The sequence below is a fragment of the Mesorhizobium sp. M1396 genome (genome assembly GCF_040317725.1).
Classification (GTDB): Bacteria; Pseudomonadota; Alphaproteobacteria; order Rhizobiales; family Rhizobiaceae; genus Mesorhizobium.
On record NZ_JAMYLA010000027.1, the window covers coordinates 14072 to 40054 of the forward strand.

Annotated in this window: 35 protein-coding genes and 2 pseudogenes; 24 read left to right on the forward strand and 13 right to left on the reverse strand. The window is 60.9% G+C overall.

What is annotated here, in order from left to right; translation table 11 throughout:
- Nucleotides 1-7: 7 nt before the first annotated feature.
- The 5 genes from NKH02_RS18545 to gph all read left to right on the forward strand — a co-directional run bounded on the left by NKH02_RS18545 (nt 8) and on the right by gph (nt 3416).
- The gene (locus NKH02_RS18545) at nt 8-442 is read left to right on the forward strand and encodes a ribulose bisphosphate carboxylase small subunit (protein ID WP_013532057.1); all 435 of its coding nucleotides are present in this window, start codon (nt 8-10) and stop codon (nt 440-442) included.
- An 8-nt stretch (nt 443-450) separates the two neighbouring features.
- Complete coding sequence (gene cbbX, locus NKH02_RS18550; protein WP_352880559.1) at nt 451-1389, forward strand: CbbX protein; 939 nt, start codon at nt 451-453, stop codon at nt 1387-1389.
- A 62-nt stretch (nt 1390-1451) separates the two neighbouring features.
- Nucleotides 1452-2138, forward strand: coding sequence for a ribulose-phosphate 3-epimerase (rpe, locus tag NKH02_RS18555; RefSeq protein ID WP_352880561.1), 687 nt, complete (start codon nt 1452-1454; stop codon nt 2136-2138).
- Between the two features lie 22 nt (nt 2139-2160).
- A complete protein-coding gene (locus tag NKH02_RS18560; protein WP_352880563.1) occupies nt 2161-2718 on the forward strand; it encodes a thioredoxin family protein in 558 nt (185 codons plus the stop codon).
- Nucleotides 2715-3416: a phosphoglycolate phosphatase gene (gene gph / locus NKH02_RS18565; protein WP_352880565.1), complete on the forward strand. Its 702-nt coding sequence runs from the start codon at nt 2715-2717 to the stop codon at nt 3414-3416. The genes NKH02_RS18560 and gph overlap by 4 nt, the downstream gene beginning before the upstream one ends.
- A 60-nt stretch (nt 3417-3476) precedes the next feature.
- Here the strand turns inward: gph and NKH02_RS18570 are convergent, their stop codons facing one another.
- Nucleotides 3477-3854 (reverse strand): c-type cytochrome, encoded by a 378-nt coding sequence (locus tag NKH02_RS18570; protein WP_352880567.1) that lies wholly within the window; start codon nt 3852-3854, stop codon nt 3477-3479.
- A gap of 601 nt (nt 3855-4455) precedes the next feature.
- On the opposite strand from NKH02_RS18570, the gene NKH02_RS18575 reads away from it, so the two are divergent.
- Genes NKH02_RS18575 through NKH02_RS18585 form a run of 3 tightly spaced genes read left to right on the forward strand, consistent with a single transcriptional unit; the run spans nt 4456 to nt 6948 of the window.
- On the forward strand, nt 4456-5445 hold the full coding sequence (locus NKH02_RS18575) for an ABC transporter substrate-binding protein (RefSeq protein ID WP_502913831.1): 990 nt from the start codon (nt 4456-4458) through the stop codon (nt 5443-5445).
- Nucleotides 5442-6239: an ABC transporter permease gene (locus NKH02_RS18580; protein WP_352880571.1), complete on the forward strand. Its 798-nt coding sequence runs from the start codon at nt 5442-5444 to the stop codon at nt 6237-6239. Before NKH02_RS18575 ends, NKH02_RS18580 begins: the two co-directional genes overlap by 4 nt.
- Nucleotides 6208-6948 (forward strand): ABC transporter ATP-binding protein, encoded by a 741-nt coding sequence (locus NKH02_RS18585; RefSeq protein ID WP_352880678.1) that lies wholly within the window; start codon nt 6208-6210, stop codon nt 6946-6948. Before NKH02_RS18580 ends, NKH02_RS18585 begins: the two co-directional genes overlap by 32 nt.
- 102 nt (nt 6949-7050) lie before the next feature.
- Here the strand turns inward: NKH02_RS18585 and NKH02_RS18590 are convergent, their stop codons facing one another.
- A complete protein-coding gene (locus NKH02_RS18590; RefSeq protein WP_502913832.1) occupies nt 7051-7404 on the reverse strand; it encodes a hypothetical protein in 354 nt (117 codons plus the stop codon).
- Between the two features lie 669 nt (nt 7405-8073).
- Here NKH02_RS18590 and NKH02_RS18595 point away from each other — a divergent pair.
- From NKH02_RS18595 to pqqE, 8 genes are all read left to right on the forward strand, one after another.
- Complete coding sequence (locus NKH02_RS18595) at nt 8074-9975, forward strand: methanol/ethanol family PQQ-dependent dehydrogenase (RefSeq protein ID WP_352880575.1); 1902 nt, start codon at nt 8074-8076, stop codon at nt 9973-9975.
- A 148-nt stretch (nt 9976-10123) separates the two neighbouring features.
- A complete protein-coding gene (locus NKH02_RS18600) occupies nt 10124-10648 on the forward strand; it encodes a c-type cytochrome, methanol metabolism-related (RefSeq protein WP_352622911.1) in 525 nt (174 codons plus the stop codon).
- Nucleotide 10649: 1 nt separating this feature from the next.
- A complete protein-coding gene (locus NKH02_RS18605) occupies nt 10650-11513 on the forward strand; it encodes a substrate-binding domain-containing protein (RefSeq protein WP_352880577.1) in 864 nt (287 codons plus the stop codon).
- A 217-nt stretch (nt 11514-11730) separates the two neighbouring features.
- The gene (locus tag NKH02_RS18610) at nt 11731-11826 is read left to right on the forward strand and encodes a pyrroloquinoline quinone precursor peptide PqqA (RefSeq protein ID WP_352880579.1); all 96 of its coding nucleotides are present in this window, start codon (nt 11731-11733) and stop codon (nt 11824-11826) included.
- Nucleotides 11827-11989: 163 nt separating this feature from the next.
- Nucleotides 11990-12931 (forward strand): pyrroloquinoline quinone biosynthesis protein PqqB, encoded by a 942-nt coding sequence (gene pqqB, locus NKH02_RS18615; protein ID WP_352880580.1) that lies wholly within the window; start codon nt 11990-11992, stop codon nt 12929-12931.
- A gap of 49 nt (nt 12932-12980) precedes the next feature.
- Entirely contained in the window at nt 12981-13682 is a 702-nt protein-coding gene (pqqC, locus tag NKH02_RS18620; RefSeq protein WP_502913833.1) for a pyrroloquinoline-quinone synthase PqqC, read from the forward strand.
- Nucleotides 13679-13975 carry a pyrroloquinoline quinone biosynthesis peptide chaperone PqqD gene (gene pqqD, locus NKH02_RS18625; protein ID WP_352880584.1) on the forward strand — a complete coding sequence of 99 codons (297 nt, stop codon included), beginning with the start codon at nt 13679-13681 and terminating at the stop codon, nt 13973-13975. Before pqqC ends, pqqD begins: the two co-directional genes overlap by 4 nt.
- Nucleotides 13972-15090 (forward strand): pyrroloquinoline quinone biosynthesis protein PqqE, encoded by a 1119-nt coding sequence (gene pqqE / locus NKH02_RS18630; protein WP_352880586.1) that lies wholly within the window; start codon nt 13972-13974, stop codon nt 15088-15090. Before pqqD ends, pqqE begins: the two co-directional genes overlap by 4 nt.
- A gap of 22 nt (nt 15091-15112) precedes the next feature.
- Here pqqE and NKH02_RS18635 read toward each other — a convergent pair.
- Nucleotides 15113-15544 (reverse strand): annotated as a pseudogene (locus tag NKH02_RS18635) (alpha/beta hydrolase-fold protein); the annotation flags it as partial.
- 339 nt (nt 15545-15883) lie between these two features.
- Here NKH02_RS18635 and NKH02_RS18640 point away from each other — a divergent pair.
- Entirely contained in the window at nt 15884-16144 is a 261-nt protein-coding gene (locus NKH02_RS18640; RefSeq protein ID WP_352880588.1) for an LVIVD repeat-containing protein, read from the forward strand.
- Between the two features lie 67 nt (nt 16145-16211).
- Complete coding sequence (locus tag NKH02_RS18645) at nt 16212-17018, forward strand: LVIVD repeat-containing protein (protein WP_352880590.1); 807 nt, start codon at nt 16212-16214, stop codon at nt 17016-17018.
- A gap of 345 nt (nt 17019-17363) precedes the next feature.
- On the opposite strand, the pseudogene NKH02_RS18650 reads toward NKH02_RS18645, so the two are convergent.
- From NKH02_RS18650 to NKH02_RS18660, 3 genes and pseudogenes are all read right to left on the reverse strand, one after another.
- Nucleotides 17364-17772 (reverse strand): annotated as a pseudogene (locus NKH02_RS18650) (curlin).
- 171 nt (nt 17773-17943) lie between these two features.
- Nucleotides 17944-18345 carry a curli-like amyloid fiber formation chaperone CsgH gene (gene csgH, locus NKH02_RS18655; RefSeq protein WP_352880591.1) on the reverse strand — a complete coding sequence of 134 codons (402 nt, stop codon included), beginning with the start codon at nt 18343-18345 and terminating at the stop codon, nt 17944-17946.
- A gap of 57 nt (nt 18346-18402) precedes the next feature.
- The gene (locus NKH02_RS18660) at nt 18403-18840 is read right to left on the reverse strand and encodes a curlin (protein ID WP_352880593.1); all 438 of its coding nucleotides are present in this window, start codon (nt 18838-18840) and stop codon (nt 18403-18405) included.
- Between the two features lie 174 nt (nt 18841-19014).
- Between NKH02_RS18660 and NKH02_RS18665 the strand changes: the two genes are divergently transcribed.
- On the forward strand, nt 19015-19542 hold the full coding sequence (locus tag NKH02_RS18665) for a hypothetical protein (protein WP_352880595.1): 528 nt from the start codon (nt 19015-19017) through the stop codon (nt 19540-19542).
- A gap of 102 nt (nt 19543-19644) precedes the next feature.
- Here the strand turns inward: NKH02_RS18665 and NKH02_RS18670 are convergent, their stop codons facing one another.
- The 7 genes from NKH02_RS18670 to NKH02_RS18700 form a co-directional block, all read right to left on the reverse strand.
- On the reverse strand, nt 19645-20043 hold the full coding sequence (locus NKH02_RS18670) for a type II toxin-antitoxin system VapC family toxin (protein WP_352880596.1): 399 nt from the start codon (nt 20041-20043) through the stop codon (nt 19645-19647).
- Nucleotides 20040-20306: an AbrB/MazE/SpoVT family DNA-binding domain-containing protein gene (locus NKH02_RS18675; protein WP_352880598.1), complete on the reverse strand. Its 267-nt coding sequence runs from the start codon at nt 20304-20306 to the stop codon at nt 20040-20042. Before NKH02_RS18675 ends, NKH02_RS18670 begins: the two co-directional genes overlap by 4 nt.
- Before the next feature lie 501 nt (nt 20307-20807).
- Complete coding sequence (locus NKH02_RS18680) at nt 20808-20996, reverse strand: hypothetical protein (RefSeq protein WP_352880600.1); 189 nt, start codon at nt 20994-20996, stop codon at nt 20808-20810.
- Nucleotides 20993-21352 carry a TIM barrel protein gene (locus NKH02_RS18685; protein ID WP_352880602.1) on the reverse strand — a complete coding sequence of 120 codons (360 nt, stop codon included), beginning with the start codon at nt 21350-21352 and terminating at the stop codon, nt 20993-20995. Before NKH02_RS18685 ends, NKH02_RS18680 begins: the two co-directional genes overlap by 4 nt.
- Complete coding sequence (locus NKH02_RS18690; RefSeq protein WP_352880680.1) at nt 21244-21621, reverse strand: hypothetical protein; 378 nt, start codon at nt 21619-21621, stop codon at nt 21244-21246. The genes NKH02_RS18685 and NKH02_RS18690 overlap by 109 nt, the downstream gene beginning before the upstream one ends.
- 16 nt (nt 21622-21637) lie before the next feature.
- Nucleotides 21638-22438: an ATP-binding cassette domain-containing protein gene (locus tag NKH02_RS18695; RefSeq protein WP_352880603.1), complete on the reverse strand. Its 801-nt coding sequence runs from the start codon at nt 22436-22438 to the stop codon at nt 21638-21640.
- A gap of 306 nt (nt 22439-22744) precedes the next feature.
- Nucleotides 22745-23887 carry an ISNCY family transposase gene (locus NKH02_RS18700; RefSeq protein WP_352880604.1) on the reverse strand — a complete coding sequence of 381 codons (1143 nt, stop codon included), beginning with the start codon at nt 23885-23887 and terminating at the stop codon, nt 22745-22747.
- Between the two features lie 190 nt (nt 23888-24077).
- On the opposite strand from NKH02_RS18700, the gene NKH02_RS18705 reads away from it, so the two are divergent.
- The 5 genes from NKH02_RS18705 to NKH02_RS18725 all read left to right on the forward strand — a co-directional run bounded on the left by NKH02_RS18705 (nt 24078) and on the right by NKH02_RS18725 (nt 25847).
- Entirely contained in the window at nt 24078-24386 is a 309-nt protein-coding gene (locus NKH02_RS18705) for a type II toxin-antitoxin system Phd/YefM family antitoxin (protein WP_352880606.1), read from the forward strand.
- Nucleotides 24383-24856: a type II toxin-antitoxin system VapC family toxin gene (locus NKH02_RS18710; protein ID WP_352880608.1), complete on the forward strand. Its 474-nt coding sequence runs from the start codon at nt 24383-24385 to the stop codon at nt 24854-24856. The genes NKH02_RS18705 and NKH02_RS18710 overlap by 4 nt, the downstream gene beginning before the upstream one ends.
- 205 nt (nt 24857-25061) lie before the next feature.
- Complete coding sequence (locus NKH02_RS18715; protein WP_352880610.1) at nt 25062-25397, forward strand: aldehyde dehydrogenase family protein; 336 nt, start codon at nt 25062-25064, stop codon at nt 25395-25397.
- Nucleotides 25313-25510 carry a MerR family DNA-binding protein gene (locus tag NKH02_RS18720; protein WP_352872995.1) on the forward strand — a complete coding sequence of 66 codons (198 nt, stop codon included), beginning with the start codon at nt 25313-25315 and terminating at the stop codon, nt 25508-25510. Before NKH02_RS18715 ends, NKH02_RS18720 begins: the two co-directional genes overlap by 85 nt.
- Nucleotides 25488-25847 (forward strand): hypothetical protein, encoded by a 360-nt coding sequence (locus NKH02_RS18725; protein ID WP_352880612.1) that lies wholly within the window; start codon nt 25488-25490, stop codon nt 25845-25847. The genes NKH02_RS18720 and NKH02_RS18725 overlap by 23 nt, the downstream gene beginning before the upstream one ends.
- Nucleotides 25848-25983: the final 136 nt, after the last annotated feature.

Here is a 25983-nt window from a genome sequence, read left to right on the forward strand (position 1 = left end):
CGTCGCCATGATGACCAATCCTGGAAACAAGGTCACGCAGGGACAGTTCTCGTTCCTGCCCGACCTGACCGATGAGCAGATTTCGGCGCAGATCAAGTACGCGCTGAAGAACCATTGGGCGGTCAGCGTCGAGTACACGGACGATCCGCATCCGCGAAATACCTATTGGGAAATGTACGGCAATCCGATGTTCGACTTGAAAGATCCGGCGGGCATACTGCTCGAGGTCAACGCTTGCCGGAAAGCCTGTCCGAACATGTATGTGCGGGTAACCGCCTTCGATTCGACCAAGGGCTGGGAAGCGCCGCGCATGTCGTTCATCGTCAACCGGCCGCCCAGCGAACCCGGGTTCAGGCTGCTGCGCCAAGAGCGCGACGGCCGCAGCCAGGGTTATTCGATCGTGCCTTATGCGACCGACAGGCCCGAAGGCGAACGGAGCTAGGCGAAACCATGCTGGACGCGATAGAAAAGGGCGCTGCCGCGCAGGGCGAATCGGTTGATCTGCAGGCCGAGTTCGAGGCGTCCAACATCGACGAGGTGATGGACAAGCTCGACCGTGAACTCGTTGGCCTGAAGCCGATCAAGACCCGCATCCGCGAGATCGCCGCTCTCCTCCTGGTCGACCGGCTTCGCCGCAAGTTCGGGCTGACCTCGGGCGCCCCGACACTGCACATGAATTTTACGGGAAATCCCGGTACCGGAAAGACCACCGTGGCGCTGAGGATGGCCGAAATCCTGCATCGTCTCGGCTATGTCCGCGAAGGCCACATGGTCGCGGTGACACGTGACGATCTCGTCGGCCAATATGTGGGCCACACCGCGCCCAAGACCCGCGAGGTGATCAAGCGTGCCATGGGCGGCGTGCTTTTCATCGACGAGGCCTACTATCTCTACAAGCCCGAGAACGAACGCGACTACGGCCAGGAATCGATCGAAATCCTGCTGCAGTGCATGGAAAACAACCGTGACGATCTGGTTGTGATTCTTGCCGGCTACAAAAACAAGATGGACCGGTTCTTCGACAGCAATCCCGGCATGCGTTCGCGCATCGCCCATCATCTCGATTTTCCCGACTACGGCGTCGGCGAACTCAAATCGATCGCCGAGATCATGCTGGCGGAACAGAATTACCGTCTCAGCGAGGCGGCGGCCCAGGCGCTCGAAGAGTATCTGCCGATCCGCATGCGGCTGCCGCATTTTTCCAACGCGCGCTCGGTCCGCAATGGGCTCGACCGGGCACGGCTTCGCCAGGCCAACCGGCTTTTCGCATCGCGCGGCCGGGCGTTGACCAAGACCGATCTTGTCACCATTGAGGAATCCGATATTCGCGGCAGCCGCGTATTCGCGGAAGGGAAGCTCGAAGGCGAACCGGAGACGAAGGCGCGCTGACAGGATGAAGCCGGCTGGCGTGCGGCGACCGAAACGGGAAGACAGAATGGGAGTCGACGACCATGGAGACTAACACAATCATCGCGCCCTCGGTGCTTTCCGCGGACTTCTCGCGGCTCGGCGACGAGGTCGAAGCTGTCGTGCGGGCGGGTGCCGAATGGATCCATCTCGACGTGATGGACGGCCACTTCGTGCCCAACATCACCTTCGGTCCGCCAGTGATCAAGGCGATCCGCGATCGAACGGACACGGTCTTCGACTGCCATCTGATGATCGCGCCGGCCGACCTCTATCTGCCCGCCTTCGCCGACGCCGGCTGCGACATTATCACGGTGCATGCCGAGGCCGGGCCGCATCTAGACCGTTCGCTGCAGGCAATCAGGAATCTCGGCAAGAAGGCCGGCGTGTCGCTGAACCCGTCGACGCCGGAAAGCGTCATCGAATATGTGCTCGACCGGATCGATCTGGTGCTTCTGATGACGGTCAATCCAGGCTTCGGCGGCCAGGCTTTCATTTCTGCGGTCATCGAGAAGATCAGGCGAATCAAGGCACTGGTTGGCCACCGCCCGATTGACATCGAAATCGATGGCGGCATCACGGCCGAAACCGCTCCGCTGGTCATCGCGGCTGGCGCCAATGTGCTGGTCGCCGGCTCCGCCATCTTCAAGGGTGGCACCGAGGCTGCCTATCGCGCCAATATAGGCGCCATTAGACAGGCAGCCGACGGGGCGATCCGGAAAGCGGCGTAAAACCATTTCATCGGAGGACAACATGGGAGCAATCCCACCTGTCTGTGATTTCGGCTGGCAAGCCATCGATGCCGTTTTGCCCGGCATCGACGGCAAATCGCATTCGATTTTTGGCCACGCCGGTCCGAATGGGCTGGTGGTGGCCTTCATCTGCAACCACTGCCCCTATGTGAAGGCGGCGATTCCACGCATCGTCCGCGACGCCAACGATCTCGAAGCCGAGGGCGTCGGCTTCGTCGCGATAAACTCCAACGATGCTGGTGCCTATCCGGATGATTCCTTCTACAACATGAAGCTCTTTGCCAGGACGAATGGCTTCACTTTCCCCTATCTCCACGACGAGCGCCAGACGGTAGCGCGTGCCTATGGAGCCGTTTGCACTCCGGATTTCTTCGGGCTCAACAGCGACTTGACGTTGCAATATCGCGGCCGGCTGGACGCGGCGCGACGAGACGCCGGACCGCCCGGATTAAGACGCGATCTGTTCGAGGCGATGAAGCAGGTTGCCCGAACCGGCGACGGGCCGCTGGACCAGGTCGCCTCGATCGGCTGCTCGATCAAGTGGAAGGATGCCGCATGAACGTCGGCGCAGGTAGGCCGCTTCGATCGCCGAAGGCGATCCTGTTCGACCTCGACGGCACGTTGGTCGATTCGGCACCGGACATAGCGGCCGCCATCAACGAGGTGCTGGCCGGCCGCGATCTGCCGCCGCTGCGCCTGGAACAGGTCAAGGCCATGATCGGCGGCGGCGTCAGGAAACTGATCGAACGAGCCTTTGCGGCTTCCGGCACGCCGCTCCTCGGCAGCGCGCTCGAAGAGGCCAACCGCGTCATGGCGCCGATCTATCGCAGACATCTGACCGTCCTGACAAAGCTGATGCCTGGCGTCAGGGAGGTTCTCACGCACTTTCATTTGAGCGCAATAGCCATGGGCGTGGTGACCAACAAGCCGCAGTTGGCGGCTCGCCAAATCCTGCTGCATTTTGGGTTAACGGAATATCTCGGCGCGATCGTCGGCGGAGATGCGGTGACACACTTGAAACCTGCGCCCGACGCGCTGTTGCTGGCGCTCGACCAGCTTCAGGTCGAACCTCGTGACACGCTGATGGTCGGAGACAGCAGCGCCGACGTTGCCGCCGCGCGGGCCGCCGGCATGCCCGTGATCCTGCTGCGTGGCGGCTACACCCAAATTCCCGTTGAAGAGCTTGGCGCCGACCTCGTTTGCGACAGCCTGCTCGACCTGCCGTCCGCGATGCAGAGGCTGCAAGACGCAACGTGAACAGCGACGCCGACACCGAGGCGCTCGCCGGCCACATGTACGGCCGGTGGAAGAACCGGGTTACTTGGAGAATTGCTTCAGATAGGCGATGACATTGGCGACGTCTTCGTCCTGCTTGAGCCCGGCAAACGCCATTTTCGTACCTTTGACCATGGCCTTGGGATCATGAAGGTAGGTCGCCAGCGTGGTTTCGTCCCATTTGACGCCGGATTTTCCGGCTGCGACCATCGCTTGAGAATAGCTGAAACCCGGATGCGTGCCTGCCGTCCGGCCGATGACGCCGTTCAACGACGGACCGATCTTGTTCTTATCCTGGTCGGCGACATGGCAGACCTTGCATTTGGTGAACACTTTCTCACCTGCCGCGGCATCCTGTGCCTGGGATTGGCTCGTGAAGGTCACAACGGACACGACGGCGAAAAATGCAATTGCGCGCATGACATCTCCTCATTGATCGTCTGGGTGCCCTGGACGATTAGCGCGTGTCGATGCTTTGGCCGCCGGCGAACTCTTCGCCGTTCCTCCCTGGAATGGCAGCACCTGCACGCCTTGAAAAGCTAGACTGCCGATGAAGCAAGTCAATCGTACAAAGGTCCTGTTTCGTTTCCCGGCTGCGCGAAGTAGAAGCGCATAGCGACATGCAGCTCATATTATTGACGCGTATTGGCCGAACGCGTAGCCTAACTTCAACCGGTTTCCTGTTTGGGCACCTTCAGGAAATTCCATGCAACTCCAAAGCACGAACTCTGGAGAGATCGCCGCAGAGGCGACGATAAGTGCCAAATGGATATGGTCGATCTCATATTAACGGTATGCCTGAGCGCCAATCCGGGTAATTGCCGAGATGAACACCTCTATTTCGAGAGCCGCGGCTCTCTGTTCCAATGCATGTTCCTGGCGCCCAGCGAGATCGCAAAATGGTCTCAGGAACATCCGGGGCTCAAGATCGTGCGCTGGAAATGTGCCTTTCCGAGCAGGGAACGAGCGATTTGATCGACATCCCTGGGTCATCGACAGCCCAGGAAGAGGAGCCGTCACGATGATTTCGCGGCGCAAAACGCTACGTTTGGCGGCCCTCGGGACCGCCGCCATCCTCGCCTCAAGGCCGGTTGCTGTCTCTGCAGCAGCTAAGGTCCGAATTGGTGTCCTGAAGTTTGGCACCGTGAGTTGGGAACTCGATACGCTGAAACAAAACAAGTTCGACGAGGCCAACGGGATCGATCTGGAAATAGTCTACTTCGCCGGGGAGGATGCGACCAACGTCGCGATGCTGGCCGGCGCGATCGACATGATCGTGACCGACTGGCTGTGGGTCTCGCGCCAGCGCTCCGAGGGCGGCGACCTTACGTTGGCCCCTTATTCGGCCGCGGTGGGGGCAATCATGGTCAAGGAGCAATCGCCGATCCGGACGATCGCCGACCTCAAGGAAAAGAAGATCGGTGTCGCCGGCGGCCCGCTCGACAAGAGCTGGCTACTGATCCAGGCGCTGGCCAAACGCGATCACGGCATCGATCTGCCGACAGCCAGTGAAGTCGTCTTTGGCGTGCCGCCGCTGATTTCGGAAAAGGCGATGCAGGGCGAACTCGATGCGGTGCTCAATTTCTGGCATTTCTGCACCCGGCTCGAGGCCAACGGCTTTCGTCGGTTGATCGGCGCGGATGATGCGGCGAAAGCGCTGGGAGCCTCGGGCGCCGTGTCGGCGCTCGGCTACGTCTTCCACGACCAATGGGCGAACGAGAATCCGGATGCCGCCCGGGGCTTCGTCAAGGCCTCCACGCAGGCCAAGGACTTGCTGGCCAGATCCGACGATGAATGGCTGCGCCTGGCGCCGCTCATTCGCGCTAGAGGCAAGGAGCTGGAAAGACTGCGCGACCGCTATCGCCAGGGCATTCCCAGACGGCCGGTCTCCGAGGAGGCGGCCGATGCGGGCAGGCTCTATCACGTGCTGGCTACGATAGGCGGCGAGAAGCTGGTCGGCAGGGCGCCGGAGATGGCGCCCGGCACGTTCTGGCCGGAACTCGTGAAATGAGCGCACCGGAGGATATGTCCGGTCGATCCAGCCTTGCGACGGCACTGACGCCAGCTCTGACGGTGGCGGTTTCCCTGCTCGGACTTTGCCTGCTGTGGAGCCTCGCGGCCCATTTGTGGCAAAGCCGTGCCTTTCCTTCACCAGGACAGGTCTGGCAGGTGCTGCTCAGGGAAGCGGCGAGCGGCGACCTCTTTTATCATCTTGGCGCGACGCTCGGACGGGTTGCCGCGGCGTACGTCGTTGCAATGATTATCGGCTCCGTCATCGGCGTCCTCCTCGGCAGCTATCGCGGTGCAGACCGGTTCTTCAGTCCCTGGGTGATCCTGTTTCTCAACATTCCCGCGCTGGTGGTCATCGTGCTCGCCTACATCTGGTTCGGCCTCAACGAAGCGGCGGCGATTGGCGCAGTTGCCGTAAACAAGATCCCGAACGTCGTGGTGACAATGCGCGAAGGCGCCAGAGCGCTTGATGCGCGTTATGCCGAAATGGCCGCCGTCTACCGCTTCGGCCCACTCGACCGCATCCGCCATGTCCTGCTGCCGCAACTGCAGCCCTATTTTGCCGCTGCCTCGCGGTCCGGCATCGCCCTCATCTGGAAGATCGTGCTGGTGGTCGAACTGCTCGGCCGCTCCAGTGGTGTCGGTTTCCAGATCTATGTTTATTTCCAGCTCTTCGACGTCGCCGCCATTCTTGCCTACACGCTGGCTTTCGTGGTGGTGATGCTTGTGATCGAACTCCTCCTGGTGCAGCCCGTTGAACGACATGCAACCCGTTGGCGGCGTCGCCCCGCTTAAGGTCGATATCGCCGAAAAGACCTTCATATCCGCGCGAGGTGTCTCGGTCACGGCGCTTCAGGGTCTCTCCTTTGAGGTCCGGCAGAGCGAATTCGCCTGTCTGCTCGGGCCGTCGGGCTGCGGCAAGACCACGACGTTGCGTATCTTGCTTGGATTGGACAAAGACTTTTCCGGCTCTTTCCAACTGCCGCAAGGCGGCTCGAACCGCATCGCCGCCGTGTTCCAAGAGCCGACTTTGCTGCCGTGGCGGACGCTAGAGCAGAATGTCAGACTGGCGCTGCCGAGAGGGCTGAGGACGAAAAAACTCGACGGACTGTTCGACAGTCTCGGCCTGACCGGCATGCGCTCGCTCTGTCCGGCGGAGCTTTCGCTTGGCCTTGCGCGAAGGGCGGCACTTGCGAGGGCCTTCGCCAACGAGCCGGCGGTGCTTTTCCTGGACGAACCCTTCGTCTCACTCGATGAGCGGACCGCAGAGCGGCTTCGGCACCTGCTTTTGACCGTGTGGTCGGCACGACCTACGACCGCTCTCATGGTAACGCACAATCTGCGCGAGGCACTGATGCTGTCGGATCGCATCATCGTGCTCGCCCAGCGCCCAACTCATGTGCTCGGCATGTTCGACGTAAGCTTGCCGCGTCAACATCGCAATCCACAGGTGATGAGCGACCTTTTACGGTCGTTCCACCAAAAATTTCCGGGTGTGGCCTGATCGCCTTATGGCTCGAACGCGGATGGCAGGGTATGTCGCGGCCATTGGCCGATGGAAACGGCGAGACTGTGAGGCACCACCATGCGCGCCTGCTTCGCCTGATCAAAAGCAACGTACGTCGGCTTCCGCCTGCGCACGTTTCAATTCTGCGCGCGCTGCCTTCGCTGGTACGCTTTCGCGAAACAACCCTGCGGCCTCCCCTGTCGTCAGCGACATGCTTTTGAAGGTCTCCGCCCTCTCATAGTGATCGTAGGGAAGGATCGAGGCGATAACATCGATCGAGCAGGAACAGCTTTCAAGCGCCTGACGTGTCTGGCCATTTGTCTGCATGCAGCCGAGCACGTAGTCGGCGATCGTTGCCGTCGGGTAGTCTCCCGCGGCGCTGGCCGGGTTCGCAAAGGCCAGGGTCGCCGTAAAGACCAGCGACAAGGTGAAAGATCCAACAGATCGGGTCATGAGGGAACCTCCGGTTGGCAGGGGCACGATACATCCAGACAGGATCATTGCGCCAATTGGCGACGTGCCGCAAAGCCAGTCAAGCTCCCATGGCCTGCGTATAGGACCAAAGGAGGAATGCCCTATCGACCGACAAGAGACAGCTTCATGACCCGCTGCGCACGCCGCTTCCAGCGTTCATTTCAAGGCTCGCCCACTATCGGCAGCCAGCCAGACCCATGCATACTTACCTCAAGACGTCTTGCAAATTATATTGAAATAATTCTAAATACGCATCGCATCGATAATACAGCAGCAATAGGGCTCTTATATACGCCCCGCTATCAGTCAGCCCATCAATAGTCTTACTGAAAGATATTTCTCTTGTTTGTTTTCTATATATTGCGGCGCACCATAATCCATATTGCGACGCAAAAACGCGCTCTGGATTTTTGCTTGCTTGGCCTTTTACGATGACATAGCTTTTTCCTGTTTCCGGCTTCAAGAGCGCCATCGTCAGGGAGCGGTGGCAGTCTTTCGAAGGCCAAGTGGGGCGGGCAGCAATGGTGCCCTCTGCTTGTCGGGGTAGGTCGTGACAGCTGCCGGAAATACTTCCCCACATGGATCGCTTGGGCAAGCCCTCGGGGCTTGACGATCGATTCGTCACTGTGAACCCCGGGAGGATTTCGGATGCGTGTACTTGCCAAAGCTACCTATATTCTGACGAGCGCGGCGTTTCTGTCGCTCGGCGCGGCCTATACGGCTTCGGCCAACGAAGACCTTGCAAAGCTCGCATCGGATGCGAAGAACTGGGCGATGCAGACGGGTGACTACGCCAACACCCGCTATTCCAAACTCAAGCAGATCACTGCGGACAATGTGAAGAACCTGCAGGTCAAATGGAGCTTTTCCACCGGCGTGCTGCGCGGTCACGAAGGCGGGCCGCTGATCATCGGCGATGTGATGTATGTCCACACGCCTTTCCCAAACAACGTCTTTGCCCTTGACCTCAAGAACGACGGGAAGATCCTCTGGAAATACGAACCCAAGCAGGATCCGAACGTTATAGCGATCATGTGCTGCGACACGGTCAATCGCGGTGTTGCCTATGGTGACGGCAAGATCATTCTCAACCAGGCCGACACCACCGTCGTCGCGCTCGATGCCAAGACCGGTAAGGTCGCCTGGTCGGTCAAGAACGGCGACAAGACCGATGGCGGCAAGGGCGAATCAGGCACCTCTGCGCCCGTTGTCATCAAGGACAAGGTGCTCGTCGGTGTCTCCGGCGCCGAATACGGCGTTCGCGGCTGGATAGCGGCTTACAACCTGAAAGACGGCAAGCTCGCCTGGAAAGCCTATTCGGAAGGTCCTGATGCAGACACCCTGCTCGATCCCGAGAAGACGACCCATCTCGGCAAGCCTGTCGGAAAGGATTCCGGCACGAACACCTGGGAAGGCGAACAGTGGAAGACAGGCGGCGGCACGACATGGGGATGGTATTCCTATGATCCCAAGCTGAACCTCGTCTACTATGGCACCGGCAATCCCTCGACGTGGAACCCGGTCCAGCGCCCCGGAGACAATCGCTGGTCGATGACGATCATGGCTCGCGATGTGGATACTGGTGCCGCCAAATGGCTCTACCAGATGACCCCGCATGACGAATGGGACTTTGACGGCATCAATGAGATGATTCTCGTAGACGGCATGGAGGTTAATGGCACCAAACACGATGTGCTTGTGCATTTCGATCGCAACGGCTTTGCCTACACCATGGATCGCGCCACCGGCGAGCTTCTGGTCGCCAAAAAATACGATCCGGCTGTGAACTGGGCGACCGAAGTCAACATGGATCCCAAGAGCGACCAGTATGGCCGCCCGCAGGTCGTGGCCAAGTATTCGACCCAGCAGAACGGCGAAGACACGAACTCGACCGGCATCTGTCCGGCTGCGCTTGGCACCAAGGACCAGCAGCCGGCGGCCTACTCGCCGAAGACCGGGTTGTTCTACGTGCCGACCAACCATGTCTGCATGGACTACGAACCTTACAAAGTGAGCTACACCGCCGGTCAGCCCTATGTGGGCGCCACCGTGTCGATGTATCCGGCCCCTGGGGGTGACGGAAACATGGGCAACTTCATTGCCTGGGATGCAGCCAAGGGTGAGATCGTCTGGTCGAAGCCCGAGCAGTTCTCGGTGTGGTCGGGCGCATTGGCGACAGATGGCGACGTCGTCTTCTACGGTACCCTTGAAGGCTACATCAAGGCGGTCGATAAGGACGGCAAGGAACTTTACAAGTTCAAGACCCCGTCCGGCATCATCGGCAACATCACAACCTACGAGCATGACGGCAAGCAGTACATCGCCGTCCTGTCGGGCGTCGGTGGATGGGCCGGCATCGGTCTGGCAGGTGGCCTGCTTTCGCCCGATAACGCCGCTGCATGGCATGGCGCCGTCGATCAGGGCCGTGCGCAGGGCGACCAGGGCGCGGTCGTTGGAACCGCTGGTCTGGGCGCCGTCGGCGGTTATGCAGCACTTGCCGACTATACGACGCTGGGCGGTCAACTCACCGTCTTCGGCCTCCCGGACTGACAGCCGGGAAGAGCCTTACGAGTAGGCTTGAAAACGAGAGCCCGGGTCACCGGGAACCGGGCTCTCGATTGCGCCGCACACCCAAACACCGATCAATGCCGCTGCACGACGGCAGCCAGTGCCCCTGGCAAATGAAGGAAGAGCCTGAATGATCGTTCGCATTGCAGTTTCCGCTCTGGCCCTGGTCCTGCTGCCCCTGGCCAGCTCAAGTCTGGCACGGGCCGAAGACAGCATGGAAAAAGCCAAGGCGGTGAAGCAAGAAGGAGGCAAATATTTAGATGCGGACGGAAATCCGACCTACAAGATCGAAAACGGAACCGTCGATTGGTACACCTTCAGCGGGTACCGCCGGTATCATTCCGATTGCCATGTCTGTCACGGACAGGACGCAACAGGTTCGAGCTATGCGCCAGCCCTGGTCAATAGTCTGAAAACCATGGATTACGCCACGTTCCTGTCGATCGTCGCCGAGGGTCGCAAGAATGTCGGCGGCGGCAAGGAAAACGTCATGCCTGCCTTTGGCGACAACAAGAACGTCTATTGTTACCTGGACGATCTCTACGTCTATCTGCGCGCGCGCGCAGATGGCGCGGCACCCCGCGGCAGGCCGCCCAAGCATGAAAACAAGGCTCAGGCAGCCAAGGATGCCGAAGCATCCTGCATGGGTGGATGATATGACCGGCTGCACTGCATCTAAGCTGCGCGTCGTTCTGCCTATCCTCGGCGCGCTCGCCTTGCTGCCGTCGAACGTTCTGGCGCAAAATGCCGGACTTGGCGCTGCGGGCGAACTGGTGGATCCCGACATTCTGCGCGTCTGCGCCGATCCCTCGAACATGCCCTTCACCGACAAGAACGGCCAAGGCTTCGAAAACAAGCTGGCTGAACTGTTTGCCAAGAAGACGGGGCGGAAATCAGTCGCTTACACGTGGTTTCCCACTGTCACCGGCTTTGTGCGCAACACGCTGGGGGCCAACCGATGCGACATCATCATGGGCTACGCCCAAGGCGATGAACTGGTGCAGAACACCAACGCCTACTATCGCTCCGCCTACGTGCTCGTATACCCCAAAGGCAACGGCATGGAAGGCGTCGAGACGATCGAAGATCCGAAACTTTCCGGTAAGAGAATCGGCGTCGTCGAAAGCACGCCACCAACCGCCAACATGGCCGCCAACAAGCTTCTGCGGACCGCCAAGATCTATCCGCTCGCGGTGGATACGCGCGTCACCCCTTCCATGGGAGAGGTCATGATCAAGGACTTGCTCGCCGGCAAGATCGACGCGGCGGTCCTGTGGGGACCGATGGCAGGTTACTACGCCAAGGAACTCGGAGCCGATGTCACCATTGTTCCGCTGTTGAAGGAAAAAACCGGCTCGCGCATGTCCTACCGCATTACCATGGGCGTACGTCCGTCCGACCAGGAATGGAAACGGACGCTCAACCGGGTGATCAGGGAAAACCAGCCGGAGATCACCAAGCTCCTGCTGGGTTACAATGTGCTGCTGATCGACGAGCACGACAATCCGATTACGCAATAGTTGGGATGGGTCAGGAGGAGGACAAACCTACGCGATGAACAATTGAAGAGAAGACTACAGCTATTTTCGATAGTTTTGTTTTTCGGCTTTTCAAAACCTTGTGTTTCGTTTGTCCATTTTGAGAACGTGATGGACGAGCCATTGCTTCGTGTGCCCTGCAATGGTTGGCTAACCACCGGATCGGCCCCTTTCGGGCTGGTAGAAGAGGAGAAATGTCATGAAGAAGAGCTGGACAAAACCGACCATGTGTCAGGTTGCTGCGGGCTTTGAAATTTCGCGGTATCTGCCTGCCGAAATTGCTCCCAAGAAGTAGGCCGCAGAGGTGCGTGTCCCTGGCAACAGGGGCACGCATCCCCTTGCCGCATGGGATTTTCGTGGAAGATTTTGAGGCACGCAAAGGCACGCAAAGCGAGCGGGACGGTTTTCGCGGCTGCAAATTGGCTGCTGGCCAGAGAGGCCGCGGGGCGGGCGTTATCATGCGCTTGAGACTCCTCGGATCGGCGGCCGGCGGTGGCTTCCCGCAATGGAACTGCAATTATCGTCTGAGCCGTGCGGCTCGCACCGGTGTGGCTGGCGTGCATTCACGAACCCAATCAAGTGTCGCCGCGTCGGCGGATGGGCTCGGCTGGGTTCTGTTCAACGCGTCACCCGACATTCGCCAGCAGATCGCGGCAACGCCTGAATTGCAGCCCGCGCACGATGCGCCGCTGCGCTCGACGCCCATTCGCGCGGTGGTGCTGACCAATGCCGATGTCGATCATGTCGCCGGCCTGCTCAGCCTGCGCGAGCGGCAGCCTTTCGCTATCTATGCAACGACACAGGTTCTGGGGACGCTGGAGGCGAATTCGATTTTCAATGTCCTCGATCCGGCGCTCGTGCCGCGACGCACCTTGCCGCATGCAAAGGAACTGGCGATCTGCGACGCAGACGGCCACGAAACCGGCGTCGCCGTCGAGAGCTTTCCCGTACCTGGGAAGATCGCGCTCTATCTCGAAGAAAGAGGGCAGCCGGATGCCAATTTCAGCTCTGACGCTGGCGACACGATCGGCGTCCGTATCGCCGGTGCCGGCAGTCGCGGCTCCGTCTTCTACATTCCCGGCTGCGCCCGCATCGATGCGACCCTGCGCACGCGTCTAGCCGATGCCGCATGTCTTCTGTTCGACGGTACGGTCTTCACCGACGACGAGATGATCGCTGCCGGCGTCGGCCAAAAGACCGGTGCGCGCATGGGGCATCTGGCAATGTCGGGAGAGGCGGGGTCGATCGCCGGCTTGGCCGATGTGAGGATCGGCCGCCGCGTCTTCGTCCACATCAACAACACCAATCCTGTTCTGGATGAGAATTCTGCCGAGCATGCAGCAGTCGAAGCGGCTGGCTGGGAAGTGGCCCGCGACGGGATGGAGATGAGCTTTGAGTGATTTCCACCACGCAGGCAGCAAAGGCCTGTCCTCCAGAGAGCTCGAAGCCGTGCTGCGGCAGGTCGGTGCCGAGCGCTATCACAACCGCCATCCTTTCCATCACAGAATGACCAGCGGTGCACTGTCGAGGACCGAGATGCAGGCCTGGGCGCTGAACCGCTATTGCTATCAGGCTGTCATTCCGCGCAAGGATGCCATGATCCTCGCGCATGCCGAGGATCCGGCGTTTCGCGCCGCCTGGCGCAAACGCATCGAGGATCATGACGGCGAGGACGGCTGGAGTGGCGGTATTGCGCGCTGGTTGCACCTGGCGACCTCGCTCGGTCTGGATGCCGACGCGGTGAAGAGCGAGAGGCTGGCCCTGCCGGCGACACGTTTTGCGGTTGGCGCTTACCTCTCCTTTTGCACGAACCGGACCCTGCTGGAGGCGGTCGCGTCGTCGCTGACCGAGATGTTCTCGCCGCTCATCATCGGCGAGCGGGTACCCGCGATGCTGGCCAGATACGAATATATCACCGAGGACACGCTGGCCTATTTCAGCCGACGGCCCGAACAGGCTTCGCGCGACGCCGACTTCGCCCTTGCCTACGTGCTCCAACATGCTGACACAGCAGAACGCCAGCGGCAGGCGATCGACGCGCTGGTGTTCAAATGCGATATACTCTGGGCCATGCTCGACGCGCTTCAACACGCCTATGGCGAGCCGGGCAATATCCCGCACGGGGCCTTCCGTCCGGAGGCAGCCCGATGATGACACTGCGCGAAAGAGCCCTGGTGTCGTCGCAGTCGGTTCCATCGCTGCCGAAGCACGTGCGCATACAATATGACCCCGTGCGCCAAGCGTTCGCCGTGCTTTCGCCCGAAAAGGTGTTCTGGCCAAACGAGATCAGCCTCGACATATTGCGCCGCTGCGATGGGCGGTCCACGGTCGGCCACATCATTGCCGACCTTGCCGCAGATTATGACGCCGAACAGGAGGCTGTGGCGGCCGATGTCATCGCCTTCCTGCAGGAATGGTCGGACAAGCTGCTGGTGAAGCTATGAGCGAGCCCCTCCCCCCGATCGGCATGCTGGCGGAACTGACGCATCGCTGTCCGCTGCAATGCCCCTATTGCTCCAATCCGCTCGAATTGCTGAAGGCCAATCGCGAACTCGACACGCAGAGCTGGCTCGACCTGTTCTCGCAGGCGGCCGATCTTGGCATTCTCCAGGTGCATCTGTCCGGCGGTGAGCCGACGCTGCGTCGCGATCTTGAGCAATTGATCGCCGGGCTTTCGGCGCGCGGCGCCTACACCAACCTGATCACCGCCGGCGTCGGCATTGCGGATGGCCGCATCGAGGCATTTGCCGAAGCCGGGCTCGACCATCTGCAACTGAGCTTTCAAGGCGCACGGCCGGCGACCACCGAGCGCATCGGCAATCACAGGGGCAGCCACGAAAAGAAGCTGGAAACGGCACGCCGCGCCCGCGCGGCCGGCTTGCCGCTTACCATCAATGCGCCGATCCATCGCCACAATATCGAGGAGGTACCGGAATTCATCGATCTGGCCCTTTTGCTGGGTGCGGAGCGTCTCGAGATAGCCAACGTGCAGTACGCCGGCTGGGCGCTGACCAATCGCGATCAACTGATGCCAGAGCGTGCTGCCCTCGACCGGCAGGCGGAGATCGTCGCGGCGGCGCGCGAACGGCTCACCGGCATCATGAACATCGATTTCGTCACGCCGGATTATTTCGCCATCTATCCCAAGCCGTGCATGGGCGGTTGGGCGCGCGACGCCTTCATGGTGACGCCGGACGGCACCGTACTGCCATGCCATGCCGCCCAGACCATCCCGTCGCTCAGCTTCGAGCGTTTTGGACCACGCAGCCTGGCCGCGATCTGGACCGATTCCCCGGCATTTAACGCCTTTCGAGGCACGGACTGGATGCAGGAGCCCTGCCGCAACTGTGGGCGGCGCGAGATCGACTGGGGCGGCTGCCGCTGCCAGGCGATGGCAATCGCCGGCGATGCCGCCGCGACGGACCCGGCTTGCGCGAAATCGCCGATCCATGCGCGCATGGCAATGCTGGTCGACGAAGCCCAGCGCGCTGCGACGGTTCCTTCGAAGGACGAACCATTCGTCTACCGGCGTATCGGCGTCGTCACCGAGCCCGCCTGACTGCCGACCTATTCCTACGGCCTTACCCTCGAGAAAGCCGTTCGGCATGCCAGGTCATATGGTCATGCATGAATGTCGAAATGAAAAAATATGAGTAATCGTATCCGTCCTGCATCCGCAATTTCAACGGAATGCCGGCCTTGGAGCAGGCATTCTCGAGCAGCCAAGGCCTGAGGCCCTCCTGAAGGAAACCGTCTGATGTCCCCTGGTCGACCAGAAATTCCGGGAACCGGTGTCCATCCTCGATGAGCGAAGTGGCATCATAGCGCCGCCACGAGGCCTCATCCGCGCCGAGGTATTTTTCAAAAGCCGGCCTCGGCCAGCCGGCTGTGCTTGGCTGCACGATCGGCGCAAAGGCCGAGCAACTCCTGAAACGCTCGGGATTTTTCAGTGCGATCGTCAGCGCGCCACGCCCGCCCATCGAATGGCCGAAGATCGACTGGCGCGCCATATCGGGCCTGCAAAATCTGAAAAGCCGCAAATGAAGGAGGCAGGATTTTGAAGAATTCCGAGATTTCACGCCGCCAGATGCTCAAGGTACCGCTTGCCGGCGCGGCGCTCGCAGCAGCATCTCAATCTGGTCTTATCTGCGAGGCACTTGCACAGCCGGTTCCGGCTTCGTCGCCGGCGCCTCTCGGCGCCGAAGCGGTTGGCTATACCGATCTCGATCATCGCCCGGCCTTCAAGATGGCGGTCAGGCAGGTAGGCGAGCGATGGTATCTTTACACCGGGCACTTCTGGCACTCCGGATGGAACATCGTAGATGTGACCAAAGCCGGAGGTCGTCAATTTCGTGCCGTATCCCGGCACGAACACCTGGACGCTGCAGATCGATTTGTCCGGCAACACGATGGTGACCGCACTCGAAAAGCCATTCGCGAATTTCGGCGGCGATCCCGATGCGCCTTTCGACGAAGGGGTTCTGATCTGGGATATCGCCGATCCCGTCAATCCGAAACAACTTAGCCACTACCGAACTGGCGGAAACGGCACTCACCGCAATCTTTATCCCGGCGGGCGCTACGTTCATCTTGCCGCCGGCATGCCGGGATAAAAAGCTAATATCTACATCATTCTCGATATCCCGGATCGCTCCAATCCGCGAAGCCTGGCGTTGGTGGGTGCCGGGCCAGCATGAGGCCGGCGGCGAGAGCTTCGCGGCTGCCGAACCCGCCGCCGATCTGGAGACCTCTGATCGCTACCAATTGCGATTGAAACCGCCCATGTGCGGCGCCTTCTGCGCCAGCACGGGCGCGGATGTCTCGCTGCACGGCCCGCCCTATGTCGCCGGCGATCTCGTCTGTTTGCCTTATGGAGCGGCCGGGATAATTGTGCTCGACATCAGCGACGTCTCGCGGCCGAGGCAGATCGGCGGCCTAAGTTTCAGCCCTCCCTTTCATTCGCGCTTCGGTGTGCATGGCGTGCTGCCGATCCCCGAGCGCGGCATCGCCTTCGCCAATTCGGAGAACGTCACCTATGGCCGTGGCCCGATGCATCACGCGTCGATCGTCGACATTTCAGATCCAAGCGAACCCTTTCTACTGTCGCTGTTGCCCGAACCCGTGCCGCCCGAAGGCGCTCCCTATTCGGATTTCACAACGCGTGGCGGCTGGCGCGGGCCGCACAACATCAACCACCATCAGCATCATCCCGATGTCCAGAAACAGGGCGATCTGTTCTACATCGCGCACTTCAATGCTGGGCTTAGGATCTACGACGTTTCGAACACGCGGCTTCCGCGTGAGGTCGGTTATTTCATCCCGCCGGAACCCACCCGCCGCTACGGGCCAATGCCCGAGGACAAGCTGGTCCTGCAGACCGAGGATGTCGTCGTGGATCGTCGCGGCTTCATGTATATCAGCGACAAGAATCAGGGGCTCTGGATACTCCGATACACGGGGCCGAAACCCGATGGTGCCGGGCGATGAAGGTGCTTTCCGGCTCAACAGCACCGGGTTTGGCAAACGCGGAAGCAGGCACACCTCTCCTCTCGATCTTGGCGACTGCGCGAGCGCGCCACGTGGCGTCGTCAGTCGGCTGGCGGCGCTCCGGGACTGAATGCCTAAAGCACGATGAATGCCCGCCCTCGCGTTCTAGACATCACATGGTCGTTCACGGAAAAGAGCGGGAAGCAGCTGGCAGGTCTTCGGATCGTACCTACTCCGCGCGCGCCCAGTGGTGCGACCGCCAGCACATTGGAAACTGCCGCCAGGCAAGCGAGCCGCTGGCGACGCGCAACGATTCTCTGGGTCCGAGTCTCGATCGGTCGGCCGCTACCAGCCATAGCTGAAAGTAGCGCCACCACTGCCATTGCGGTTCTGCGCGACATTGGCGTCGGTGTTTCTGCCGAACTGGAAGATGCCGTAGGCGTTGTCATTGCCGTTCTGCTCAGTGTAGCGGAATGGCCATTGCCCTCCTGCTGGATGATGCCCAGATTGCCGCGACCGTTTTTATGCCAGCTGCGTTTCGCTGTCCGGACTGACGGATGCTGGCACCATGCAGGCCGCGATACAGCGAATAGAAGCGCAGTCCAGTCGCCAGGGCGCCGGCGTCGCGGACGTTGCCGGGGGCAAATGTCACCGAAACCCAGCCGCCGGCGTAAGCCCATGCGGACAGCGCCGCCTGGCCGATGCTGCCGGCAAGGAGAACGGCGGCAAGAGTTTTGAGCATATTGCGGGTCATCTTTGGTCTCCATTTTCCGGCTGCCCAGCCTATGGCCAACCTTCTCATGTGGTGGCTGAACCCTCCCGGAATCCTTCGTTCAGCTGTCGTTCAGCCATTTTTCTCCCGGCCTGACGCACATAGAAAAAGGGCGCCGATTGCCGACGCCCTTTCGTAAATCTGGCGATACGATCAGGTCGCGCCGCCGAGCCGCTCGGCACAACTGATGCTCTTGCCATCGACCGTCAGCTCGAGCCTGGCGTCATAGACACCGCCCTTCGCGTCGAGCGTGACAGCGCTGAGCGTAGCTGGCTTGCCGGGCGCTGTGCTGAAGGCGCCGTCCTGCTTGATATTGGTGCCGCCGGTGCGAGCGGCACTTTCAACATAGAAGGAATAGGTGCCGCTCACGCTTTTGTCGGCATGGGCGAGCGCCTCCAATGAGATCATGCCGCCTTCCGACGTAGCGCGGATTTCGCAGCGCACCGGCCCGAGGGACTGATCGGCGGTAGCCACGGCCGCCATCGCGCCGGCCGAGATCAACACCAAGGCAAGCGCGCTTATGGCACGGCGGGGATGCTTCACGATGTGTGGCATATTCGTCTCCTTGGCGTTCGTGGGCCGCGGACTACGGGCCGCCCGGCGTTGCCGTGTTTATGGGCAGGCCTGGACGAAAGCGGCGACATTGCCACTGCCACCCTGGCTGACATTGGCGTCGCAGCCGTGGCCCACCTGCACGCCGGCAGCGATGTTGCCATTGCCATCCTGGGTTAGGATGGTGGTGTGGTTGGAGCCGAACTGAGCGACGCCGGCGACGTTGCGGTTGCCATTTTGATAGGTGGCGCCGTAGTTGCCGGTTCCCTGCTGGCCAATGGCCGAAAGGTTGTGGCGGCCGCGCTGCTGGCCGATCACCGTGTTGAAGCGGCCGTTCTGGTAAACCCGGATGCGGTTCTTGAAGCCGTTCTGGGCGCCGCCAGCCGAATTAGACCAGCCATACTGCTCGATGCTCACGTCGTTGGCGATGGCTGGGGCAGCGACGACAATGCCGACAAGAGCGGCGAGCGCGGTTGCGATAAAAGAATTGCGGATCATGAGAGCGTCTCCTTTGGCGGACGGACCGCGAGTTGAACGGCTTCGTTTTAGGAAATGCCGTTCGAACCGATGCTGAAGGCGGCGTTCAGGCGTGGTTCAGGAGGAGTAGCGCGGGAGGCCGCCTAGCCGGCGTCTGACTCGTTGCGGACGCGGCGATCGCCGGCGGTGCTTGGTGTGACGGGCGTCACTTATTGCCCGGGCGAAGACCTGTTCTTCAGCAATACCGCCGGCGCTGTTCTGGCGGCCAGGAACTGCTCGGTCGTGCTTTTGGCCGGCGAGCGCATCGAGCGCGGCACCTCCGACCCGGTGTCGGCAGCAAGCTCATTGCGCTCGGCGGCTGAGCCAACCGCCGAACCCGACACCAACACGCTCGCGCCGATGGTTGCAATAAGTCAAACCGAATGGTTCGTGTCCATCGACGCACCGTGCAGACGAGCGAGGTCGCTGCGGCGCTCAAGTGGCAGTCTAACATCCGTTGATGCGATCGCTTGGTGCAACATGCTTGATCGACAAACCCGCGGCCAGAAGGGCCAAGGCGTTCTCCTATCTGGACGGCCGGCGCGGGCTATCGGTTCGAACGACCAAGCGCCGTGGATGCAATCGCCCCCTCAGAGGGAACGGGGCGGCGAAGCGACTTGCGTGCTCTCGCGCATCGAGCAAAATCACCGTCAAGCCATGCTCCAGCGCGCGTGCAAACGGTGACAAACACGCAACACTACAGACCAACCCATGCAGATCAATGAGCGAAGGCTGCGTCATCTCTCATGAGTTGCCTACCGCCGAGCGCGACACGCGCGAAAACAGCTACGAAAGAAGCTGAACAGGGTGTCCTTGCGCCGACAGCAGTTTAACTGCCTTGCGGTCGAAAGAGACGAATGTCTCCCCTCCCAGCCAGTCGCCGTCGAAGGCAATCACGCCGTCCGCGAAATCACCGCCGGCCTCAAGCACTGCAAGCCCTGCATCGACAGCCGGCCGGTTGACGACGACGTTTGCAGTGTTGGCCAAGGCTCGGATTGCCGCCACGATATCTACGCGTGCGGTTTGATACTGTCGGCCCAAAACCCATGCGAACTCGCACAAGGCTTGGAGACTAACGGCCACGATGTCTGCCTGCGCCAGGAGGTCGATGGCCGCTTCCGCCTGTTGTTCGTCGTCGGCGACATAGGCACGCAGCAGAACGTTCGTGTCGGCCGTGACTTTCATTCCTTACTCGATCCAGCTGCAGCACCCGCTTCCGCAATTGCCTCATTGATCTCCTCAATGCTCAACACCCGGCCGTTCGTCTTGCCCTTGAGAAAACCGTGAAGCTCCCGGAATGATCCCTTTGGCCTCGCCGCCTTCAATTCCGCCCGGCCGTCTGGAAGCAGATCAACTTCGATCTTCTCGCCCGGCCGGATGCCGAGATGCTGCATAATGTCCTTGCGAAACGTCACCTGTCCGCGTGCGGTAACAGTTAGCGTCGTCATTTTGGCAGCTCCAATTCATTCATGTGATTAGATAATGCAAATCTGCATTATCATCAATAGCAGAGATCAAGGCCGCATATGGAAATTTGCTAATCTACCTCAAGGGATGTGAGCCGTTGGCAAGCAGGGTCTCTCCTGCCTCGGTCAAGGTATGCGTCGTGTCGTGCGGTGAAAAAGCGGAACTCCCAGACGAAGCTTTTGAAGCGTTTAGCTGATGGCACCGGCGTCACCTCGAGATCGAGCGCAGCCTTTCGAATGCTCTGCCGCTTGGCTGTGGCGCGTCGATTCCCGCATGCGTTCCGCGTAGAGGACTCCGAAGGCGCCTGGGCTCAGTCGCGTACTTTTGGAATTGTACGCCAGATGCGCTTCGTCCAGCTGAGGTCGGAGGACCCTTGCTCCGGCATCGAGCACTGACGAGCGAACAGCGCGACTGGTTCAGCCGTGCATTGTGCTTTTGCCCACCGAAGGGCGCTCGACGCGGGCATGCAAGCTCGAAGATAGTTAGCCCAACGTCAGTCCGGCCTGGCGCGCCGCATCGCGCAGGAACGGCAGCCCGACTTCGATGACATCGCGCGGATCTTCCGCCACCGGACGCCACACCGCCAGTCCGCCGGCAATGTCGACATCGACATGGTTCATGCTTTCGAGCGTGATCGCGCCCCGGCAGCCGACATCGGCGATCGCCTTCATGCACGCCCGCCAGTTGAGCATGCCGCGCCCCGGCACACCGCGATTGGCCTCCGAGACATGGACGTAACCGAGGAAAGGTGCCGCCGCGGCGAAGCCGGCGGCAAAGCTCTCCTCTCGATATGCATGTGGTAGGTGTCGAGGTGGATGAAGACGTTGCCGGCGTCGACGCGCTCGATAATCCTTGCCGCATCGATACCGCGGTTGATCAGATGTGTCTCGCAGCGGTTACAAGGCTCGATGCCGAGCTTCAGCCCATGCGCCTTGGCAGCCTTCGCCGCGCGCCCGAGGAATCGGGCACATGCCGTCGACTTCTGCCGTGGTCTGCGCACGGCCCGAGGTCTTGCCGATCGTGCCATAGGTGACGCCGCCGAGCGCCGCGCTGCCGACCGCTTCGCAAACCCGAAGGCCGGCTCGACCGCTTCGCAAACCCGAAGGCCGGCTCGAGGACAGCCAGCGCCTCATCCGGCCGCTCGACCACGTCGAGCGCGCGCGGCAGGCCGAGCGATGGGATGAGCTCGATACCCTGGCGTTCGGCGAAGGCGCGTGTCTGCTTGGTGTCAATCTCCTCGGGTCGCAGCAGTGGGATCTCGAGCAGGCCGATGCCGAGTTCCTTCAGCCGCTCCATCTGCGGCTCGATCAGGTCAAGGTCCCAGACCGGAGCAATGGCGAAAGTGTGCAATCCAAAAACATTCTTCGGTCAGCCTCGTTGTTCGTGCGCCGCGGCGGCTGACGACTTTGTTCATATTGGTCCTGGCTGTGCGAGATCGGCATCGGCCCGCCCGTGGCGCAGCACCACGATGCGGTCGGTGACCGAAAGCACGTCGTTCAGCCGGTGCGAGATCAGGATGGGCGATGCCTTCGGACTTCAGCCGACGGATGAGATCGAGCACGCTCTGCACCTCGCGCACGGCGAGCGCCGCAGTCGGCTCGTCCATGATCACCAGCTTCGAATTGAAGGTCAGCGCCCGGGCGATCGCCACCGTCTGCTGCTGGCCGCCCGAGAACGAGCCGACCGAGCGGTTGATCGACGGCAAATGCGCCCCTAACCGCTCAATCATCTTTGCCGCCTGGCGGTCCATCTCGGCTTTGTCGACGAAGCCGGGAAACAGCCCGAACAGTTTTCTGGTCGGCTCGCGGCCCAAAAAGATGTTGGCCGCCACGTCCTGCTGCTTGGCCAGCGACAGATCCTGGTAGATCATCTCGATGCCGAGTTCGCGCCGCTGGCCGGGATCGAGTGGCAGGATGTCCTTGCCGTCGAGTTCGATCGATCCGGTATCGGCGCGGTAGATGCCTGTGATGGTCTTCATCAGCGTCGATTTGCCGGCCCCATCGTCGCCGACAACGCCGACCACCTCGCCCGCCTCGACCGAGAGGTCGACGCCGTGCAGCACATCGACGGCGCCAAAACTCTTGCGGATGCCCTGGAGGGTGAGAAGGGTCATAGCCGCCTGGGCATCGCTGTGTGTCCGCCGCTCCGCTAAACACGGGGGCTGAGTGACGGACACTCCGACGTCACCGCGATGCCACGCCATTTTGCAGAACTTGACGCACACAACTCCAACCCGAGAATTCTGCACCGATAGAGGCGACGGCAGGCGCACGTGTTGTCTGACTGGGCCGCCGGGCCCCATCACACGCCGGCGAACGTTGGCAAGCCGCACTGTCGATAGCGAATTAAGTTGTCCGGTTTAGGTAGCACACGAGTTGTCCGCTGCTTCTGGTTTTGTTCTGCTGGCCGCCGAGCGGGTTCAAGCGGCTTTTTGTGTATGTAGGGCTATTCCATTGTGGTCGTAGCGGCCCAGACAACGAGGCCCGTGGAAGATTGCATAGGCGCCGTCATGATAGCGGCGCACCTTGACTGTCGCCTTGACGAAATGGGGCCGCAGCGGGCTTTCGGGAATTTGCAGCTTCAGTCGATTGAACGAGACGCAATTGTCGTTGCCGACCTGGCGCTCCTCCTGAATGCACAGGATCTCGCCCAGATCGACGCCGGGAATGGCGACGAAGGCTGAGCCTTCCTGTTCGGGCTTGACGGCGAAGCGCTTGTTGTGGGCCGGAATATAAACGTCGCGCAGAAAGCTGTTGGCCTCCTCCATGGTGGCGATCCCGGCCAACGCCAGTTCTTTTGTCAGCCGGTCTTGCAAGGTTTGGAAAACCCGCTCCGAACGACCGCGTGCCTGCGGCGAATAGGCCGCGATATGCTCGACGCCAAGGTGGGCCAACGCGCGGCCGACCTGGGTCAGGTTTGTCCTGTCGATTTTTCCACCAGCCTGCGGCGTATGGAAATAGTGGCTGCCTCGATCAGTATAGAGGCTCAACGCCAGACCATGGCCGCCAAACACCTCCTCCAAAGCCCGAAACGTCGAAGCCGTCCCTTCTTCCTTGGTCAGAAAGCCCGAATAGATGGTGTTCGTCGCATCGTCCATCGTGACGATGAGGTCGAGCGCCGGTTGGCCGCCGAGCCAGATGTGGCGCGAGCCATCCTGATGCAGCATCATCCCCGGCAAGGGTCGGCGCGGCCGCTTGCGCCGGTGTGCTCCGCGCCTGGATGCCTTGGCCAAAAGGCCTTTCGAATGCAGGAACGCCTTCGTCCAGGTGTAACTCCAGCTGAACCGATGATCGCGCACCAGAAGTTCGTGGAAATGCTTGGCCGTGAACCCGCTGTAGCGCGTCCGGTAGAGGGTCTCGACCTCAAACTCCCGGTCCAGCGGAACCCGTTTGCCAGACGCCTTGCCAAGACGGCGGCCCAATAAGCCGGCCTCCCCAGCCTCTTCATACCGGCAGCACCAGCGCCGGAAGGTTCGCTCGCTCAGACCCAGCAACTGCGCAGCCTCCATCTGGTTGAACTCCAAAGCCTCATAGCGGCTCAATACGTCTCGGAACTTGATCATTCGCACACCTTGATTGGCTTCCGACCGGCGCATCCAGACCCCGTTTAAAAGGTCGAGACTTACCGGACAGATCGTGTGCTACCTAAACCGGACATATCGTGTGCTACCGACACGTTGGCAAGCCGCACTGGCGGATCGCGAGCGAATGCGCTATATCTGACTATCTGACTATCTGACTAGGTACGGGATTATGAGCAAGGGAATCAAGCGAGACTCTGGACAACGGAAGGGGCGAGCGAGTGACGCTCGTGTCGGCCGGTGGAAACTGGAGGATGCCAAGGCGCGCTTCAGCGAGGTGGTGCGACACGCGCGCAGCGACGGACCGCAGCGCGTGAGCGTGCGCGGTCACGACGCGGTCGTGGTCGTCAGCGTGGAGGAATTCGATCGGCTCGCGCCGTCCCGGCCGAAACAGCCCTTCCTGGAGTTTATGGAGAGCCTCCATCTCGGCGATCTCGACCTTGCACGTGAAGAGGATCACGGCCGGGATGTCGATCTGTGAATGGTTGGCTCCTCGACACGAACGTCGTCGCCGCATTGATCAATCCCAACGGAGCGCGATCAGTGAAGGCATGGGCCGAGGGTCAACTGGAGGAGACCTTCTTCCTGAGCGTCCTCACACTAGGCGAGTACGACAAGGGCATCTACAACCTTGCCGACGATCACCCCGATCGCCCACGCTACATCGCCTCCCGCGATGCTTTGGCAGCCCGCTTCGGCGAGCGCACCCTCTCCGTCAGCGATGAAATAATTCGCGGGTGGGGCCGAATATCGGGAACGGTCAAGCGGGAAACGGGCCATGCGCCACAGGTAATCGATACACTCCTGGTCGCGACCGCAGTCGAGCACCACCTCTACCTGGTGACACGCAACGTGAAGGACACCAAGGGTTCCGGCGCGACGGTGTTCGATCCATGGAACGACGATCCGGCGCGATTTCCTTTGAGTGAGCGAAAGCGACCGGGCGGCTGATGCGAGGAGACCTCGTGCGGAACCGATAGCGCGAGGCCCGCCGTTGTGGCGGGGCCTCGCTGTTGGCGGTCAGTCAGTTGGGGCGGGACCAGATGAGCTGGAGGCCTTTCTTCGCCTTCCACCTCGATCAGGGTGGCCTGACCGGGGCCAAATCAGCCAGCAAAGAGGCAACACAGGACGGCCTTCAGCATCATTCTGGTGAACGATGCTGGCCATTGGTCATTCAGCCGGATGCTTCGCGACTGCGTCCGCTATCCGGGTGGTTGCCCCGGCGATCTCTGTCGGCAATCCTGTCGTTTACAAGCATGCCAGTATCGTCCCCCAATGTGCGGCGCTGTTTGAGGATCTGATTCGGCAGGCGGGTGCGCCCGAGGGGGCCGTCACCATCGTCTTCGCGCAGCCAATTGGGCTGACGCTTCAAGAGATCGGCGCCGAGCTGGCCTGCCAGCCGATCGCGTGCCGTCGCGTCGGGATTGGTCGCGGTTATCGGGCCAGTGGACCAAGCACATCGACCAGCGCATCGCCGAGTTGCAGCGCCTGAGGTCGGGGCTTACCGAGTGCATCGGTTGCGGCTGCCTGTCGATCGACCGGTGTAGCCTTGCGAACCCTGCCGATATGGCAGGACGCAAAGTTGGCGCTGCTCGTCCGTCGTGAAAGGCTCGAGCCGGACAACCACAGGTTTGATGCCGAAACAATCCCTCACATGCTCGGTGACGGAGGGGTCCCACTCACTCGAGCGACCGGCAAACACCACGGTATCACACTGCATGTCGCTCGCCTTGACGACAATTTCGTCGAGCGCCAGACGGTCGATGCGGGCAACCTCATCCATCGCGTCGATAACGAGGGGCGCCTTGGATGCAGCAACCTGGCGGCTGCGGAACACGCTGGCGCGCACAGGCGGGCTGCCGAGCAAAGAACCAAGCTTCCCGAGCAACTCGGTCTTTCCGCCACCGGGTTCGGCGAGAACGATGAAAACCGTGCCACGTGAAGAAGCTGATCTTCACTATAGGCTCGGTCCTCGACCAGAAGTTTTCTTGGAATATACATGTCATCCACGGACGAGACTTAGCAGAAGTCAGGGCAGCAGCGCCACTGCGGCGCACCATTCTCCGAAGGTTTTCAGG

Coding starts and splice junctions, on each gene's coding strand:
- NKH02_RS18715 (WP_352880610.1), top strand. CDS start 25,062: ATGCTGGCCATTGGTCATTCAGCCGGATGCTTCGCGACTGCGTCCGCT.
- NKH02_RS18680 (WP_352880600.1), bottom strand. CDS start 20,996: ATGAAGGCGATCGCCGATGTCGGCTGCCGGGGCGCGATCACGCTCGAA.
- NKH02_RS18575 (WP_502913831.1), top strand. CDS start 4,456: ATGATTTCGCGGCGCAAAACGCTACGTTTGGCGGCCCTCGGGACCGCC.
- NKH02_RS18610 (WP_352880579.1), top strand. CDS start 11,731: ATGAAGAAGAGCTGGACAAAACCGACCATGTGTCAGGTTGCTGCGGGC.
- gph (WP_352880565.1), top strand. CDS start 2,715: ATGAACGTCGGCGCAGGTAGGCCGCTTCGATCGCCGAAGGCGATCCTG.
- NKH02_RS18600 (WP_352622911.1), top strand. CDS start 10,124: ATGATCGTTCGCATTGCAGTTTCCGCTCTGGCCCTGGTCCTGCTGCCC.
- pqqE (WP_352880586.1), top strand. CDS start 13,972: ATGAGCGAGCCCCTCCCCCCGATCGGCATGCTGGCGGAACTGACGCAT.
- NKH02_RS18605 (WP_352880577.1), top strand. CDS start 10,650: ATGACCGGCTGCACTGCATCTAAGCTGCGCGTCGTTCTGCCTATCCTC.
- NKH02_RS18685 (WP_352880602.1), bottom strand. CDS start 21,352: ATGGCACGATCGGCAAGACCTCGGGCCGTGCGCAGACCACGGCAGAAG.
- cbbX (WP_352880559.1), top strand. CDS start 451: ATGCTGGACGCGATAGAAAAGGGCGCTGCCGCGCAGGGCGAATCGGTT.
- NKH02_RS18545 (WP_013532057.1), top strand. CDS start 8: ATGATGACCAATCCTGGAAACAAGGTCACGCAGGGACAGTTCTCGTTC.
- NKH02_RS18590 (WP_502913832.1), bottom strand. CDS start 7,404: ATGACCCGATCTGTTGGATCTTTCACCTTGTCGCTGGTCTTTACGGCG.
- pqqD (WP_352880584.1), top strand. CDS start 13,679: ATGATGACACTGCGCGAAAGAGCCCTGGTGTCGTCGCAGTCGGTTCCA.
- NKH02_RS18660 (WP_352880593.1), bottom strand. CDS start 18,840: ATGATCCGCAATTCTTTTATCGCAACCGCGCTCGCCGCTCTTGTCGGC.
- NKH02_RS18690 (WP_352880680.1), bottom strand. CDS start 21,621: ATGGAGCGGCTGAAGGAACTCGGCATCGGCCTGCTCGAGATCCCACTG.
- NKH02_RS18580 (WP_352880571.1), top strand. CDS start 5,442: ATGAGCGCACCGGAGGATATGTCCGGTCGATCCAGCCTTGCGACGGCA.
- csgH (WP_352880591.1), bottom strand. CDS start 18,345: ATGCCACACATCGTGAAGCATCCCCGCCGTGCCATAAGCGCGCTTGCC.
- NKH02_RS18560 (WP_352880563.1), top strand. CDS start 2,161: ATGGGAGCAATCCCACCTGTCTGTGATTTCGGCTGGCAAGCCATCGAT.
- NKH02_RS18570 (WP_352880567.1), bottom strand. CDS start 3,854: ATGCGCGCAATTGCATTTTTCGCCGTCGTGTCCGTTGTGACCTTCACG.
- pqqB (WP_352880580.1), top strand. CDS start 11,990: ATGCGCTTGAGACTCCTCGGATCGGCGGCCGGCGGTGGCTTCCCGCAA.
- NKH02_RS18705 (WP_352880606.1), top strand. CDS start 24,078: ATGAGCAAGGGAATCAAGCGAGACTCTGGACAACGGAAGGGGCGAGCG.
- NKH02_RS18700 (WP_352880604.1), bottom strand. CDS start 23,887: ATGATCAAGTTCCGAGACGTATTGAGCCGCTATGAGGCTTTGGAGTTC.
- NKH02_RS18595 (WP_352880575.1), top strand. CDS start 8,074: ATGCGTGTACTTGCCAAAGCTACCTATATTCTGACGAGCGCGGCGTTT.
- NKH02_RS18670 (WP_352880596.1), bottom strand. CDS start 20,043: ATGAAAGTCACGGCCGACACGAACGTTCTGCTGCGTGCCTATGTCGCC.
- NKH02_RS18695 (WP_352880603.1), bottom strand. CDS start 22,438: ATGACCCTTCTCACCCTCCAGGGCATCCGCAAGAGTTTTGGCGCCGTC.
- rpe (WP_352880561.1), top strand. CDS start 1,452: ATGGAGACTAACACAATCATCGCGCCCTCGGTGCTTTCCGCGGACTTC.
- NKH02_RS18585 (WP_352880678.1), top strand. CDS start 6,208: ATGCAACCCGTTGGCGGCGTCGCCCCGCTTAAGGTCGATATCGCCGAA.
- NKH02_RS18675 (WP_352880598.1), bottom strand. CDS start 20,306: ATGACGACGCTAACTGTTACCGCACGCGGACAGGTGACGTTTCGCAAG.